14 protein-coding genes are annotated in these 15,047 nt (G+C 44.2%); 7 read left to right on the top strand and 7 right to left on the bottom strand.

The window, feature by feature from the left end:
- Positions 1-93 precede the first annotated feature (93 nt).
- Both VPNCDNU1_RS04190 and fldA read left to right on the top strand, forming a co-directional pair.
- Positions 94-315 (top strand): DUF2788 domain-containing protein, encoded by a 222-nt coding sequence (locus VPNCDNU1_RS04190; protein WP_101113511.1) that lies wholly within the window; start codon positions 94-96, stop codon positions 313-315.
- Between the two features lie 60 nt (positions 316-375).
- The gene (gene fldA, locus VPNCDNU1_RS04185; RefSeq protein ID WP_104399431.1) at positions 376-909 is read left to right on the top strand and encodes a flavodoxin FldA; all 534 of its coding nucleotides are present in this window, start codon (positions 376-378) and stop codon (positions 907-909) included.
- 22 nt (positions 910-931) lie between these two features.
- Here the strand turns inward: fldA and VPNCDNU1_RS04180 are convergent, their stop codons facing one another.
- The gene (locus VPNCDNU1_RS04180) at positions 932-1,435 is read right to left on the bottom strand and encodes a DUF4442 domain-containing protein (protein ID WP_104399197.1); all 504 of its coding nucleotides are present in this window, start codon (positions 1,433-1,435) and stop codon (positions 932-934) included.
- A gap of 176 nt (positions 1,436-1,611) precedes the next feature.
- Between VPNCDNU1_RS04180 and fcrX the strand changes: the two genes are divergently transcribed.
- Entirely contained in the window at positions 1,612-2,061 is a 450-nt protein-coding gene (gene fcrX / locus VPNCDNU1_RS04175; RefSeq protein WP_104399196.1) for a ferric iron uptake transcriptional regulator FcrX, read from the top strand.
- Between the two features lie 169 nt (positions 2,062-2,230).
- Here fcrX and glnS read toward each other — a convergent pair whose 3' ends face one another.
- Both glnS and nagE read right to left on the bottom strand, forming a co-directional pair.
- Complete coding sequence (glnS, locus tag VPNCDNU1_RS04170) at positions 2,231-3,901, bottom strand: glutamine--tRNA ligase (RefSeq protein WP_104399195.1); 1,671 nt, start codon at positions 3,899-3,901, stop codon at positions 2,231-2,233.
- Positions 3,902-4,076: 175 nt separating this feature from the next.
- Positions 4,077-5,642 carry an N-acetylglucosamine-specific PTS transporter subunit IIBC gene (gene nagE / locus VPNCDNU1_RS04165; RefSeq protein ID WP_104399194.1) on the bottom strand — a complete coding sequence of 522 codons (1,566 nt, stop codon included), beginning with the start codon at positions 5,640-5,642 and terminating at the stop codon, positions 4,077-4,079.
- A 257-nt stretch (positions 5,643-5,899) separates the two neighbouring features.
- On the opposite strand from nagE, the gene nagB reads away from it, so the two are divergent.
- The 4 genes from nagB to VPNCDNU1_RS04145 all read left to right on the top strand — a co-directional run bounded on the left by nagB (position 5,900) and on the right by VPNCDNU1_RS04145 (position 10,780).
- Positions 5,900-6,703: a glucosamine-6-phosphate deaminase gene (nagB, locus tag VPNCDNU1_RS04160; protein WP_104399193.1), complete on the top strand. Its 804-nt coding sequence runs from the start codon at positions 5,900-5,902 to the stop codon at positions 6,701-6,703.
- 13 nt (positions 6,704-6,716) lie between these two features.
- Positions 6,717-7,853: an N-acetylglucosamine-6-phosphate deacetylase gene (gene nagA / locus VPNCDNU1_RS04155; RefSeq protein WP_104399192.1), complete on the top strand. Its 1,137-nt coding sequence runs from the start codon at positions 6,717-6,719 to the stop codon at positions 7,851-7,853.
- A 2-nt stretch (positions 7,854-7,855) separates the two neighbouring features.
- Positions 7,856-9,070: a DNA-binding transcriptional regulator NagC gene (nagC, locus tag VPNCDNU1_RS04150; RefSeq protein ID WP_104399191.1), complete on the top strand. Its 1,215-nt coding sequence runs from the start codon at positions 7,856-7,858 to the stop codon at positions 9,068-9,070.
- Between the two features lie 126 nt (positions 9,071-9,196).
- On the top strand, positions 9,197-10,780 hold the full coding sequence (locus VPNCDNU1_RS04145) for a cation:proton antiporter family protein (protein ID WP_104399190.1): 1,584 nt from the start codon (positions 9,197-9,199) through the stop codon (positions 10,778-10,780).
- Positions 10,781-10,819: 39 nt separating this feature from the next.
- Here the strand turns inward: VPNCDNU1_RS04145 and VPNCDNU1_RS04140 are convergent, their stop codons facing one another.
- Genes VPNCDNU1_RS04140 through VPNCDNU1_RS04125 form a run of 4 tightly spaced genes read right to left on the bottom strand, consistent with a single transcriptional unit; the run spans position 10,820 to position 15,040 of the window.
- Entirely contained in the window at positions 10,820-12,271 is a 1,452-nt protein-coding gene (locus VPNCDNU1_RS04140; protein WP_104399189.1) for a flavin-containing monooxygenase, read from the bottom strand.
- Between the two features lie 33 nt (positions 12,272-12,304).
- Positions 12,305-13,063 carry an SDR family NAD(P)-dependent oxidoreductase gene (locus VPNCDNU1_RS04135; RefSeq protein WP_104399188.1) on the bottom strand — a complete coding sequence of 253 codons (759 nt, stop codon included), beginning with the start codon at positions 13,061-13,063 and terminating at the stop codon, positions 12,305-12,307.
- 32 nt (positions 13,064-13,095) lie between these two features.
- The gene (locus VPNCDNU1_RS04130; RefSeq protein ID WP_104399187.1) at positions 13,096-14,046 is read right to left on the bottom strand and encodes a carbohydrate kinase family protein; all 951 of its coding nucleotides are present in this window, start codon (positions 14,044-14,046) and stop codon (positions 13,096-13,098) included.
- A 10-nt stretch (positions 14,047-14,056) separates the two neighbouring features.
- Complete coding sequence (locus VPNCDNU1_RS04125; protein ID WP_104399186.1) at positions 14,057-15,040, bottom strand: ABC transporter permease; 984 nt, start codon at positions 15,038-15,040, stop codon at positions 14,057-14,059.
- Positions 15,041-15,047: the final 7 nt, after the last annotated feature.

The following is a 15,047-nucleotide window of genomic DNA, read 5'->3' as shown; positions in this document are numbered from 1 at the left end:
TTATAATTTACTGCTATTGAAGAATCCTTCTCATTAACTTTAAGGCGCAAGAGTGATATAGTGCGCCCAGCAAAATTGACTACAAGGAACGTCATGCTCTACGACTATATCAATATGCTAGAGTCCATTGGGTTGGACCTTTTATTTGCAGCAATTTTCTTTTTTATAGGAATGGCAATAAAGGACGTATTGAAACAGGGGAATGTCCCGCCGTTTGGGCGTCGTATAGTTTGGCTTGTCCTATTTTTAGGTTGTGCAGGGTTTATCGCAAAAGGTCTTATCCAGTTAAGCTGGGAAGGGACAGGGTTAGGTTAACCAACAACTGCAACTTAAAGAATTCACCAAACAAACTGTCACTATATGGGTACTGATTCTATGGCAAGTGTAGGACTCTTCTTTGGTAGCGATACAGGTAATACTGAAGCCGTTGCTAAGATGATTCAAAAACAACTAAGTAAAAAACTGGTTCATGTTCAAGATATCGCTAAAAGTAGCAAAGAAGATATTGATAATTTTGACCTTTTGCTTCTAGGTATTCCGACTTGGTATTACGGCGAAGCCCAATGTGATTGGGATGACTTTTTCCCAGAGCTGGAACAAGTTGATTTCTCTACTAAGCTAGTGGCTATATTTGGTTGTGGCGATCAGGAAGACTACGCAGAGTATTTCTGTGATGCGATGGGCACAATTCGTGATATCGCAGAAGCAAAAGGCGGAACTGTTTTAGGCTACACGTCTACAGACGGGTATGAGTTTGAAGCGTCTAAAGCACTTGTCGAGGGTGACGAGTCTCAATTCGTTGGTCTGTGCATCGATGAAGACCGCCAACCAGAATTGACCGAAGAAAGAGTGAAAAACTGGGTTGAACAAATCTTTGAAGAAATGTGTCTAGCTGAATTGGCCGACTAATTCGTTTATTTTGAATGCCTCCTTACATGGAGGCATTTTTCTGTTGTTTCTCTCGAAACTGCGGTTTTTTCCTCACGTACAGCGTTCTCTGAACTTCGGACACAACATTCCCATCTTTATCTTTTACATAAATCAAAAATTCAGGGAAACTTTTATCCCCTGTACTGGTTTCTTGATAAATGTTATCTAGCATCGGCTGGGATACGTGAAAATCAGCAAACAGATGACTTTTCCCTGGGGCGATGAAATTGATACTGGCTTCTTTATCCCATACAAAATACTTTTCCCCTAAAATTCCCATCAGCATTAGCGAATAAACAGGATCGGTCAGCGAAAAAATAGAGCCGCCATATTGAGTGCGATTCGCGTTTTTATTCCACCATCGAAGCTTAAGTTGCATTTTTACCTGACGAAAGTCATCACTAATAGACACAATACGAATGCCTGCCCCCCAAAAGGGTGGCCAAATATTGAGAGCAAATTTGACGAGATTTGGTTTATAAATTTTACTCAAGTTCTTATGCATAGCTATTGTTATAAATTTGTAACTGGTCTGACCTTAATATCCGTGATTTGAGGCATATTTACAAGCTTTCATTATTAACCCTTTGAACTTCGTGGTTTATTGTTACGTTTTACTAGCCTATAATAGTATTAACTACGACTTCTGTGTTTTGCTGCAGAACCTCTACAGGAAAAAATATGCCAGACAATAACCAAGCCCTCAAAGAAGCTGGACTAAAAGTAACGCTTCCGCGTTTAAAGATCTTAGAAGTGCTTCAACAGCCTGATTGTCAACACATTAGCGCCGAAGACCTCTATAAGAAACTGATCGATTTAGGTGAAGAAATTGGACTAGCGACGGTATACCGTGTCCTCAACCAATTTGATGATGCTGGCATTGTGACTCGTCACCATTTCGAAGGTGGTAAGTCTGTGTTCGAACTTTCTACACAACACCATCATGATCATTTAGTGTGTTTAGATTGTGGTGAAGTGATTGAATTTTCTGATGATGTGATTGAGGAACGTCAAAAGCAAATTGCGGCAAGATACAATGTCGAATTAACGAATCACAGTCTTTACCTATATGGCAAATGCAGCGACGGCTCTTGTAAAGATGACCCAAACGCTCATAAGCCAAAGAAATAAGTTCTGATTAATCGAACTAAGCCGAAGGTATTAGCCTTCGGCTTTTTTGTTATCATTAAATATAGTATTCAAGCTGTACTCATCCCCTAAACAACACAGCTTATTCTGAGTGGTAAACAAAAAAGAGCGCTTACGCGCTCTTTTTTATTATCGAAAATTAAGTTCGTACCTAATTCGATTCAATTTTTGCCCAAGTATCTCTTAGACCAACCGTTCTGTTAAATACTAAGTGATCATTAGATGAATCTTTAGAATCTAAACAGAAATAACCAGTTCGCTCAAACTGATACCCTTGCTCTGTATTTGCCTTTGCCATACTTGGTTCAACAACTCCATTAAGCACGGTTAGTGATTCAGGGTTAATTGTTGAAGCAAAGTCATCAACAGCGCCAGGGTTAGGAACAGAAAATAACCGGTCATATAGACGAATTTCTGCTGGGAGACCTTTATCAGCTGAAACCCAATGTATTACACCTTTAACCTTTCGACCATCGGAAGGATTTTTACCAAGAGTTTCATCATCATACGAACAGAAAATCGTGGTTATGTTACCTTCAGCGTCTTTTTCAATACGCTCAGCTTTGATTACGTAAGCACCGCGTAAACGAACCTCTTTACCTAAGACCAAACGCTTGTATTTCTTGTTCGCTTCCTCACGAAAGTCATCTTTTTCGATGAACAGTTCACGAGTAAATGGTACTTCACGCTCACCCATCTCTGGCTTGTTGGGATGATTCGCAACCGATAGGCTTTCTACTTCACCTTCAGCAAAGTTCTCAATGACAACTTTTACGGGATCCAAAACTGCCATAGCACGTGGAGCATTTTCATTTAGATCATCACGAATACAAGATTCCAAAGAGCTAAACTCGATCATGTTCTCTTGCTTCGTTACACCAATGCGTTTACAAAACTCTCGGATAGAAGCAGGAGTAAAACCTCGGCGACGTAATCCAGAAACCGTCGGCATACGCGGGTCATCCCAGCCTTTCACTAAGTTTTCAGAGACCAACTGACTCAGCTTACGCTTGGACATAACAGTATATTCAAGGTTCAGGCGGCTGAACTCGTACTGACGCGGCTGACATTCGATAGAAATGTTATCTAATACCCAGTCGTATAAACGTCGGTTATCTTGGAATTCCAGCGTGCAAAGCGAGTGCGTGATACCTTCTAACGCATCCGAGATACAATGCGTAAAATCATACATCGGGTAAACGCACCATTTATCACCCGTTTGGTGGTGTGTTGCAAAACGCACACGGTAGATAACAGGGTCGCGCAAAACAATGAACGATGAAGACATATCAATCTTAGCGCGCAAGCACGCTTTGCCTTCTTCAAAACCACCATCACGCATTTTTTCAAAAAGCGCTAAGTTTTCTTCAGCACTTCGGTCACGATACGGGCTTGGTTTTCCTGGCTCTTTCAGTGTTCCACGGTATTCACGGATCTGCTCGGGACTTAGCTCATCAACATACGCTAAGCCTTTGTTAATTAATTCAACTGCATAACCGTATAGCTCGTCAAAGTAGTTTGAGGAATAACAGATATCCCCACTCCATTCAAAGCCTAACCAGTTCACATCATTCTTAATCGACTCGACGTATTCGATATCTTCTTTTTCAGGGTTCGTGTCATCAAAACGTAGATTACACTGTCCTTGATAGTCCTGAGCAATACCAAAATTAAGGCAAATAGATTTGGCATGACCGATGTGCAAGTAGCCATTAGGCTCTGGCGGGAATCGAGTATGCACGCTGCTATGTTTGCTTTCCGCTAAATCGTTATCAATGATTTGGCGGATAAAGTTCGATGGACGAGCCTCAGCTTCACTCATCTAAACACCTCTACGTATTAAAGTATTGTCAGAATAGTTAATCGCTAATGATCCACCATTCTTACAAGATACACAACTGCCTCAAACACTTTATTGCCAAATTTAATTTTGATTGGCTAAAAAAAATGCCTCCCGTTAAGGGAGGCATTCGTGTTCAAGATTTCTTAATCAAAGACTAAGGAAGTTTTACATCAGACAAGTCTTCACTTGCACCAATGCTCTTCATTTCGCCTGCTACGATTTCAGCCAGTGGACCTAGGATAACCTGAAGGTTGTTTTCACCTAGTTTCACTACACCTTTAGCACCAAGCTTCTTAAGGACAGCTTCGTCAGCTAGAGAGCGATCTTTAAGAGTTAGACGTAGACGAGTGATACACGCGTCGATAGTCGTTAGGTTCTCATGACCACCTAGAGCTTTTAGGTATTGGCGAGCAAGGTCACCTTTTGGAGCATCGCCAGTTGCAGCAACTGCTTCTTCTTCGTCTTCACGACCTGGAGTCTTCAGGTTGAACGCGCGGATAGCGAACGAGAACGTTACGAAGTATAGAGCGAACCAAGCTAGACCTAGAGCAAGTAGAACTAGAGGCTTAGTTGCAATACCAAAGTTAAGTACGAAGTCGATTGCACCACCAGAGAACGTAAAGCCGTGTAACGTACCGAACATGTTCGCCACTACAAGAGCCAGACCTGTGAATGCTGCGTGAACTGCGTATAGCGCTGGAGCTAGGAATACGAACATGAATTCCATTGGCTCAGTAACACCTGTTAGGAATGCACAGAAACCTACAGAGAACAGAGCACCAGAAACTTGAGCACGTTTCTCAGCTGGAGCAGCTAGGTACATTGCAAGAGCAGCACCTGGCAGACCAAACATCATAACCATGAAGAAGCCGTTCATGAATACGCCAGCGCCTTTATCGCCTGCGAAGAAGCGGAATAAGTCACCAGACGCGACTGTCTCAGTCACTTCTTTAACAGTTGCTACGATTTCTGGAGTTACAGAGTTCGCAAAAGTAAACGTAGTCTCTTGACCAACTACTAGAGTTTTAGCGATTTCTGGAGTAACACAAACCTTAGTTAGATCTAGAGCTTGACCAGCAGCCTGAGCACCTGTGATTAGGATTTCCTGACATGAACCTAAGTTGAACCAGAAAATGTTGTTCACGATGTGGTGTAGACCGATTGGAATCAGTAGACGGTTAAGGAAACCGTAAGCAAATTGACCAAAACCACCAGAAGAAGATACGCCTTGTGCTAGAGCATCAAGACCAGATTGGATTGCAGGCCATACAACACCCAGTACTGCACCCAGTACTAGAGCGAAAAGACCAGCCATGATTGGTACTAGACGTTTGCCAGAGAAGAAAGCCAGCCATTCAGGAAGACGAGTCGCGTTAAACGCATTGTATGCGTGACCCGCTACGATACCAGCAAGGATACCACCAAATGCCTGAGTGTTGATGTCAGCATTAATTGTTGTCGCTGTTGCGTTAGAAACGAAGTAAGCCACTGCACCAGCTAGACCAGCTGCACCGTGACCGTCTTTAGAAAGACCGATTGCGATACCAATTGCAAAGATAACTGGTAGGTTACCGAAAACCGCACCACCTGCTTGCGCCATGAAAGCGATATCAAGCACGTCACCTTGTCCCAAACGCAGTAATAAACCTGCTATTGGAAGCACTGCAATAGGAAGCATCAATGCTTTACCTAATCTCTGCGCATATCCAAGTATATTCACCTTAAGTTCCCCCTATAGGATTTTTTTTGTATTAGATCTGAGACACTTTTTTTAGTGGCTCAATTTAGTCGTAGTCAGTTTATGACATTAATTTTGCTCCGCAAATTAAAACCTTTTCATTTGTGATCCTAATCACCCGTTTCGGGTAAGGGCAAAGGATTTTGCTAGCGAGATCATAAAACTTATTTTATCATTCAAAACAAATGCCCTAGGGCGCCAAGATTTAATCATTTCCTGTATAAATTTGAGGTATCACCGTGAGATTAATTCCACTTAATACAGCTACTGATGTTGGCTTATGGTCCGCACGTCATATTGTCAACAGAATCAACAAGTTCCAGCCGACTTCAGATCGACCATTTGTCTTAGGATTACCGACTGGTGGTACACCATTAAACACTTACAAGCGCCTTATTGAACTTCATAAAGCTGGCGAAGTAAGCTTCAAACACGTGGTTACTTTCAATATGGATGAGTATGTTGGTCTTCCTACAGATCACCCAGAGTCATACCGTTCATTTATGTACAGTAACTTCTTTAACCACATTGATATTCAAGAAGAAAACATCAATCTTCTTAATGGTAATGCTGAAGATCAAGAAGCTGAGTGCAAACGCTACGAAGACAAGATTAAATCTTATGGTCGCATTAACCTATTTATGGGTGGCGTTGGTAACGATGGTCACATCGCATTTAACGAACCAGCATCGTCTCTTTCTTCTCGCACACGCATCAAAACGCTAACTGAAGACACGCGTATTGCGAATTCTCGTTTCTTTGATGGCGACATCAGCCAAGTACCAAAATATTCACTGACTATTGGTGTGGGTACTTTGTTGGACGCTGAAGAAATCATGATCTTAATTACTGGTCACAACAAAGCACTTGCCCTGGAAGCGGCAGTAGAGGGTTCTGTGAACCACCTATGGACAGTATCTGCACTACAACTTCACCCTAAGTCGGTTATCGTTTGTGACGAGCCTTCGACTCAAGAATTAAAAGTGAAGACAGTGAAATACTTCCGAGAGCTAGAAGCAGAAAACACTAAAGATCTTAAGTAAGGGTTATTACACTATGTATGCGCTAACTAACTGTAAAATTTATACAGGTAGCGATGTCTTGGACAATCACGCCGTCATTATTGACGGTGTAAACATTCACTCTGTTTGTCCTGTTGCTGAGCTTCCTACTGACCTTAAAACCGTTGATTTAGATGGTGCAAATGTCAGCCCAGGCTTTATTGACCTACAGCTGAATGGCTGTGGTGGTGTGATGTTAAATGATGAGATCACAGCGGAAACCATGCAAATCATGCACGAAGCGAACCTAAAATCAGGTTGTACTAGCTTTTTGCCAACTCTTATCACTTCTTCTGATGAGAATATGCGCCAAGCTATCGCCGCGGCTCGTGATTACCATGCCAAGTATGAAAACCAATCTTTAGGTCTGCACCTCGAAGGACCTTACCTTAATGTAATGAAGAAAGGCATTCACAGTGTCGATTACATTCGTCGTTCTGATGACGACATGATCGACTTCATCTGTGAAAACGCAGATCTCGTTACTAAGGTGACACTTGCACCTGAGCAAAATGACCCAGCGCATATCGAAAAACTTCGAGATGCGGGTATTGTTGTTGCGATTGGTCATACAAACGGTACATACGCTGAAGCTCGTCAGGGCTTTGAAGCAGGCATTACATTTGCGACTCACTTGTTCAATGCAATGACGCCAATGGCGGGACGTGAACCTGGAGTTGTAGGTGCAATATATGATACTCCGGAAGTATACGCTGGCATCATCGCTGATGGTTTCCACGTAGACTACGCGAACATCCGAATTGCTCACAAAATTAAGGGTGAAAAGCTCGTATTAGTGACCGATGCCACAGCTCCAGCAGGCGCTGATATGGATCACTTTATTTTTGTAGGTAAGAAAGTATATTACCGAGATGGCAAGTGTGTTGATGAAAATGGCACACTAGGCGGCTCAGCACTAACTATGATCGAAGCAGTTCAAAACACAGTTGAGCACGTTGGTATCGCTTTGGATGAAGCTCTACGAATGGCTACCTTGTATGCTGCGCGCGCAATTGGTGCAGAGGACAAACTTGGCCGAGTTAAAAAAGGTATGGTTGCTAACCTTGCTGTATTTGACCGTGACTTCAATGTCAAAGCGACAGTAGTTAACGGACAATACGAGCAAAATTAAGCATGAATGGCGGACAAATAGGTAACGTAGACTTAGTTAAACAACTCAACAGTGCAGCGGTTTACCGCTTGATTGATCAGCAAGGTCCTATTTCTAGGATTCAAGTTGCCGATGTAAGTCAGCTTGCTCCGGCAAGTGTTACTAAAATTACCCGCCAGCTTCTGGAGCGCGGCCTAATTAAAGAGGTCGCGCAACAAGCCTCTACAGGTGGACGTAGAGCCATCTCTCTTACGACAGAAGTCGAACCCTTTCATTCAATCGCGATTCGTATCGGTCGTGATTATATTCATTTCAGCCTTTACAACCTCGGTGGTAAAGAACTGGTTAATCACTACGCCCCTTTTATCTACCAAAACCAAACCGACCTAATGGAAGGTTTAGTAGAGCAAATTCGCGCTTTTATTGAACAACATAAAGATCGTATTGAGCAGCTGATTGCCATTGGTATTTCACTACCAGGACTCGTGAACCCTGAAACTGGCGTAGTTGAATACATGCCAAATACGGACATCGATAACCTTGCGCTTGGCGACGTAGTGCGTGATACCTTCAACGTAGAATGCTTTGTTGGTAACGACGTTAGAGGCATGGCACTGGCTGAACATTACTTTGGTGCAAGCCGAGATTGCCAAGACTCAATTCTAGTCAGCGTGCACCGTGGTACTGGTTCTGGCATTATAGTTAATGGTCAGGTCTTTCTAGGGTTTAATCGAAATGTTGGTGAAATAGGTCATATTCAAATTGATCCTCTTGGTGAACAGTGCCAATGTGGCAACTTTGGCTGCCTAGAAACGGTAGCAGCAAACCCTGCTATCTTAGAACGCATTCGTAAACTCTTGAGTAAAGGTTACCAATCTAGCCTTAGCAACATATCCAACCCCACTATGGAAGATGTTTGCCAGCACGCGTTAAAAGGCGATGAGTTGGCGAGTCAAAGCTTAATTAAAGTTGGTAATCAGCTAGGAAAAGCTATCGCGATTACCATCAACTTATTTAATCCACAAAAAATCATTATTGCTGGTGATATTACAAAAGCGCAGGACATTGTTTTTCCTGCGATAAGAAAAAATGTGGAAACACAATCACTAACAACTTTCCATGCCGGATTACCTATTGTGGCCTCAGAACTAGACCACCAACCAGCCATGGGAGCGTTTGCTATGATTAAACGAGCTATGCTAAATGGCGTTTTGTTACAAAAATTACTTGAAGAATAAAAGTTTGGTGGAAAAATAGCGTTCTGCCGCTGAAGAAATGGGTCGTTTAAGCGACCCATTTGTCTTTCTGGCGCTCAAGAATAATGACTAGTTAATCTAGAACTACTAACTAAAAGCTGGCTTTCTATGGAACTCATTTTTATTTCGATTGCTTTTCTCGCGGGTTTTGCAGCACTCAAATGCAACCTTCCCCCTCTGGTTGGATTTCTGCTTGCGGGTTTTGCTCTCAATGCATTCGGTTACGAGAGTAACGACACGCTTACGACACTAGCCGACCTCGGTGTCACTCTTCTTTTGTTTACCATAGGGTTAAAGCTGGATGTTAAAACCTTATTAGCGAAAGAGATTTGGTTAGGGGCTACGGTACACAACATCGTTTCAACCGCATTTTTTACCACTGCGCTCCTTTTACTTAAAACTCTCGGGGTCAGTACTCTTTCATCAATCGGGCTAGAGCAACTTATCTTACTTGGCTTTGCTCTTTCCTTTTCTAGCACAGTATTTGCTGTTAAGAGCCTTCAAGAGAAAGGTGAAATGAACGCAACATACGGCACACTCGCTATCGGTATCTTGGTTATGCAAGATATCTTCGCCGTGGTGTTCCTGACAGCATCAACAGGTAAAATTCCAGAATGGTATGCAATCGCATTGTTTATCCTACCGTTCTTAAGACCTATGTTCTTTAAAGTACTGGATTGGGTTGGGCACGGAGAAATGCTGGTTCTGTTTGGTATTTTCTTTGCGCTGGTTGTTGGTGCGGGGCTCTTTCATATCGTCGGTATGAAGCCCGACCTCGGCGCACTGATTATGGGAATGATCTTAGCTGGTCACAAGAAAGCTTCTGAATTGTCCAAATCTCTACTCAACCTAAAAGAGCTATTCTTAGTCTGTTTCTTCTTAAACATTGGATTGGCAGAAGAACCAACATTGACAGGACTTTCATTGGCGATCTTGTTCATGCTGCTATTACCAGTCAAAGGCATTCTGTATTTCTTCACCATTAATTTCTTCAAGTTTAGAGTTCGTACATCTTTGCTCGCCTCGCTTACACTATTCAATTACAGTGAATTTGGACTCATTGTTGGTGGTCTTGCATACAAAATGGGATGGTTACCTGGCGATATTCTTGTCTCAATTGCCATCGCCGTGTCCATTTCATTCGTTCTGGCTGCGCCACTAACCCGTGCTGGTCATGAAATTTATCAACGAAGCGCTAAATGGCTGAAAGAGGCAGCCGCAGAAAAGCTCCACGCCAAAGATCAGTTGATTAACCCTGGTCATGCTCAAGTTTTGATTCTAGGTATGGGTAGGATTGGGACAGGTGCCTATGACGAGCTAAGAACTCGCTATGGGAAAATAAGCCTAGGAGTAGAAGTAAGATCGGACGCAGCAGCCACACACCGCTCTCATGGGCGTAATGTTATTGAAGGCGATGCCACTGACCCCGATTTTTGGGAACGCATTTTAGATACCGCTAACGTGAAACTCGTATTACTTGCAATGCCTCATCACTTGGGGAACCAATTAGCCCTAGATCAGCTGCAACGGAAAGAGTTTAAAGGTCAAATTGCTGCCATTGCAGAATATTCCGATCAGCTAGAAGAATTAACTGAGTTAGGTGTTGATGCCGCTTTCAATATATACAACGAGGCAGGTAGCGGATTTGCAAGACACGTTTGTGAACAGCTCAAACCAGAGTTTAAGCTGTAAAAAAACAGAGTGCTCAAGAGATGAACTTGGGCACTCTGTTTACTCATTTCTTAGAGATGTGGGCTTAATACCATACAGGCGAGACTCTTCTAATAATTGTTCATACGCATTATCAAGAGCATCAGTACCAGCAAGTCTGAATGCCAGTCCAGTTACCGCATGCTTGTTAAGCAATTCGTCAACCAAAGGCGTTACGCTCCCGGAGGGATCGCTTTTGTTCAGACGGGCAAATTTAATTGCCATCAGGTGCTGATACAAAGTTTCACCTCGGTTTTCTTTGCATGCCTGACAAGCTTTTCTCAATGCTTGCTCTTCTGGTGCTGGAACCGTTTTTCCCCATGAGTAGGCTATGTATCTGGCTTGCTGTTCTAATACGGGGAAGTAAGGTCCTATTTGCCCCCACAGCCCCATAAATGCCATCCCGGGGAGCTTGGGTGAGAAGGTATGATCAGCCAGAGTGATGTGCATACCGTCAACTTCTAGGTGTCTTTTCAACTCGTCTGAGAAAAATTCCAGATTCAGGCGATACCCAGTACCAAAAATAACGCCGTCTATTTCTTCGTGGCTACCATCCAGAAAATGCACTTGGTTACCACTGAATTTCTCAATCCAGGGCTTACAGGTAATTCTCCCTTCAGCGACTAAGTTCAGGTAATTCTGGCTCCCCGTTGTACCTGCAATTCTGACGTCTTGGTCTGGCTCGGGAGCGCCATACCATGCAGGGTTTCCTGAGTACGTTAAGATGAATTCTCTGGTTGCCTGTGCCCATTCTTCTGAGCTCGCCTGCTCTTGAAAAAGTGCACCACCTCTCGTAAATGCATAACTTTCCACAGGAACACCTGCAACAAGCTTTGGTATAATGTAGCGCTGTCTTCTCATCGTAGTGATGACTTTTCTGGCACCCAGCATGGCAAGATCAGAAGCAATCTCAAGAGAGGAGATATTGCCACCAGCAATTAACACACGCTTCCCCCGATAGAATTCGGGATCTTTATAATGAAAGGCATGAACTGAACCACACTCTCCATTGAACGATTCCAGCCCCTTAATGGCTGGAACATTGGGTCGGTTAAACGCTCCGGTAGCGATCACGACTTTATCATATCGTTTGGAAAATACTCCCTGCTCTCCTTCGAAAGTGAGCTTCCACCTGTTATCCAAACGATCGACAGACCGCAAACTGGTTTTCAATGAAATGGAGCGAGAAAGCCCAAAGTATTCGAGATAGCGGGTCAGGTATTGTTTGATTTGATCGTTTCTGGGGAAAATAGGCACATCCGCGTCATGATCCAAGTCGGAAAAGCGGGTGACCATGCGAGCTGTATTCGTGCGCATTGTCGACCAGACCCCAGATTTGGGGTTATCTGCCGCCCACTGACCACCGATACAGCTGTGACTTTCATAAATTTCTGGCTTAAAGCCCTGAGACTGTAAGTAACGGGCGGCGACAATCCCACTTGGACCGCCTCCAATGATTGCAACAGCTTCCATCTGTCTATCTCCTAAAACGCAGGCTCTGTTGCCCTAGTGGAAGTAAATACCACCACAAACATTTAACGCTTGTCCGGTGACAAAATTGCTGAGTTCTGAAGCGAAAAACACAGCGGGGCCGACCACATCTTCAGGCGCACCGAGCCGTTTAAGTGCTGCTACCTCCTGCCAGTGTTTTATGGCTTCATCCGAGCCTAGATTGTTTTTCCCCATCTCTGTCAGGATGATTCCAGGGCAAATTGCATTGACTGTAATGCCATATTCCCCCACTTCCTGCGCATAGACCCGGGTTAGGGTAATGACCGTTGATTTGGTGGCGGCGTAATGCCCCTGAGTCGCTACCCCCTGACGACCCGCAATGGACGCAATATTGATTATTCGCCCGAAGTTACGTTGCTTCATATGAGGAAGAATGGCATTGGTCATCAACAGTACCCCTTTACCATTCACATCAAAGTGAGCGTCCCAATCAGCCTCATCGAGGTCTTCTAGCTTTGAAGGTTTTAGGATCCCTGCGTTGTTAACAAGAATGTCGATTTTTCCAAATTCTTGTAGAGCCTCACCGGTAACTTCTTCCACCTGCTTTTTATTCGTCACATCCAGGCTGTAGGCAACGCACTTACACCCCGTTTCTAGAATCTGTTTCTGAGTCTGCTCTAACTCAACCTGTTGAGATGGAAGATCTGCAATGACGATATCCGCTCCGCTCTTTGCCATCCCAACGGCCAGTGCACGCCCGATCCCTCTGCTGGCACCTGTTATCAATGCGACCTTGTTTGTTAACTCTGACATTCTGTTCATCCTTGCCTGTCGAGCTGAACGCTCTAGTGATTTTTCAGTGCCCACTGGTTCATGGCATTCAACGTATCGTCAAACGAAACTAGCTTGCCGTCTGACCCCAACCCCATTGCCACTTTGGCAGCCACAGCATTGGCAAAACGCGCACATTCTTTAATGCCCCACCCCTTGGACAAACCAACTATGATGCCCGCAGTAAAACTGTCGCCACACCCTGTGGTATCCACTACCTTAATATCGTGAGCAGGCAGTGAAAAAGGGGCTCCCTGCTCAGGTAATACATAGACCCCATCGCCCCCCATGGTTAAGATGACGTTTTTCACCCCTTTTTCTTTAAACCACTTCGCAACCAAAACGTGATCCTCCATGTTCGCCATTTCTGACGCTTCTTCTATTGATGGCACGAAGTAATCAATGTAGGGCAAAAGTGGCTCCACCAAAACTGTTGTTTCGGGAGTTGCCTGAATCAAATCAAAAGTGGTGATTCGCCCAAGTGCCTTGGCTTTTTTGATGAAATTCAGAGTCTTCTCGCCATCAAAGGTTTTTAGTAGACCAGTTCCGCCAATATGAATAATCTGCGCGTCGAGAGCAGCGTCTAGATCTTGCTCATGCACATCAAACCTTGTTGCGCTGCCGGGCACATGCAATGCTGGGCGTTCTCCATTTGGTCGAACTGGCAGAATAGTGGCAGAGGTCTGGGTACTGCTATCGACTCTCACCAGTTCCGTATCCAACCCAAACCTTTTCATTTTGTTTATCAGAAAATCACCCAGATCGTCGTTCCCTACAGTGGTCACCATACGAGTTTTTAATCCCAATATGGCGCAATCAACCGCTGTCGCTGCCGCCGTGCCTGCAACCGTCATGCGGATCTCCTCAATAAAGACAGCCCTTCCCCCTTCAGGGATATGGGTGACCGGGCGCCCCAAAATATCGAGGACCGCAAACCCTACCGCACTTACATCAAACTTCGTCATGCTTTTTTCCTTATTCAGCTTGCTTTCGAAGCCCAAACGACATGCCTAAAACCACAAATACCAGCACACCTATTCCGACCTGTTGCCAGAAAAAATTCCATCCCATCAGAAGCAATCCATTGCGAAGTACTGCCAGAAGCAACACGCCCAGAATCGTGCCGAGAACAGTCGGCTTTCGCTCGGTACTGATAGCCGTGCCGATAAAGGTGGCGCCTATGGCATCCAGAAGAAACGCATCACCGGCTAACGGAACGTAAGAACGCACTGTCGACGACAGTAAGATTCCGGCAATTCCGCACAGAACGGCACTGGAAACAAAAACCATGGTGAGTTGAAAAGGCACTCGAATCCCAGAATATTTCGCCACGCCAGGCTGAGCGCCTAGTGCACTTAAATAACGTCCAAACTTCGAACGGTGAAGGGCGATGTAAACTGCTACAACACAGACAATCAGAACGATAACAGGTGTTGGTACTCCCAAAAGTGAAGTACGGGAGATGGCTTCAAAAGGGGCAGAATACTCTTCTCTGGTCAGATAGATGGGCACACCACCCTGTGTAGCCAGTTGTTGAATGGATTTACCAATAAAAAGCACGCCCAAGGTGGCCAGAAATGGATCAATTTTCAATCTGTTAATGAGAACAGCGTTTAACAGACCTACCGCTATCGCCGCGCAAATCGCCACTAAAACGCCATTTATTCCAGAAAAACCCGCGGCAATCATCATAATGAATGCCATGGAAGAAAGGTCGATTGAAACCCCCACGGATAAATCAATCCCTCCGGACGCGATCACTATCGTCATGCCAAGGGAAACGATAGCCAGTAGAACAACTTTATTGACCACCAGATTGGTCAAGTTTTCGAAATTTAAAAACCCCTCAGCAAACACCGAAAAGCCGATTATTACCAGACCAAATGCCACAATGACAAAGTAATTGGAAAGCCTTTCTAGAGTAAATGGTCGGTCCGCGTGGTTAGATTGAGCTGTCATTTTCTTC

This window comes from Vibrio penaeicida (genome assembly GCF_002933855.1).
Taxonomy (GTDB): domain Bacteria; phylum Pseudomonadota; class Gammaproteobacteria; order Enterobacterales; family Vibrionaceae; genus Vibrio; species Vibrio penaeicida_A.
Note: the sequence above shows the minus strand (reverse complement) of the source record. Positions and strands in the feature narration are given on the sequence as shown.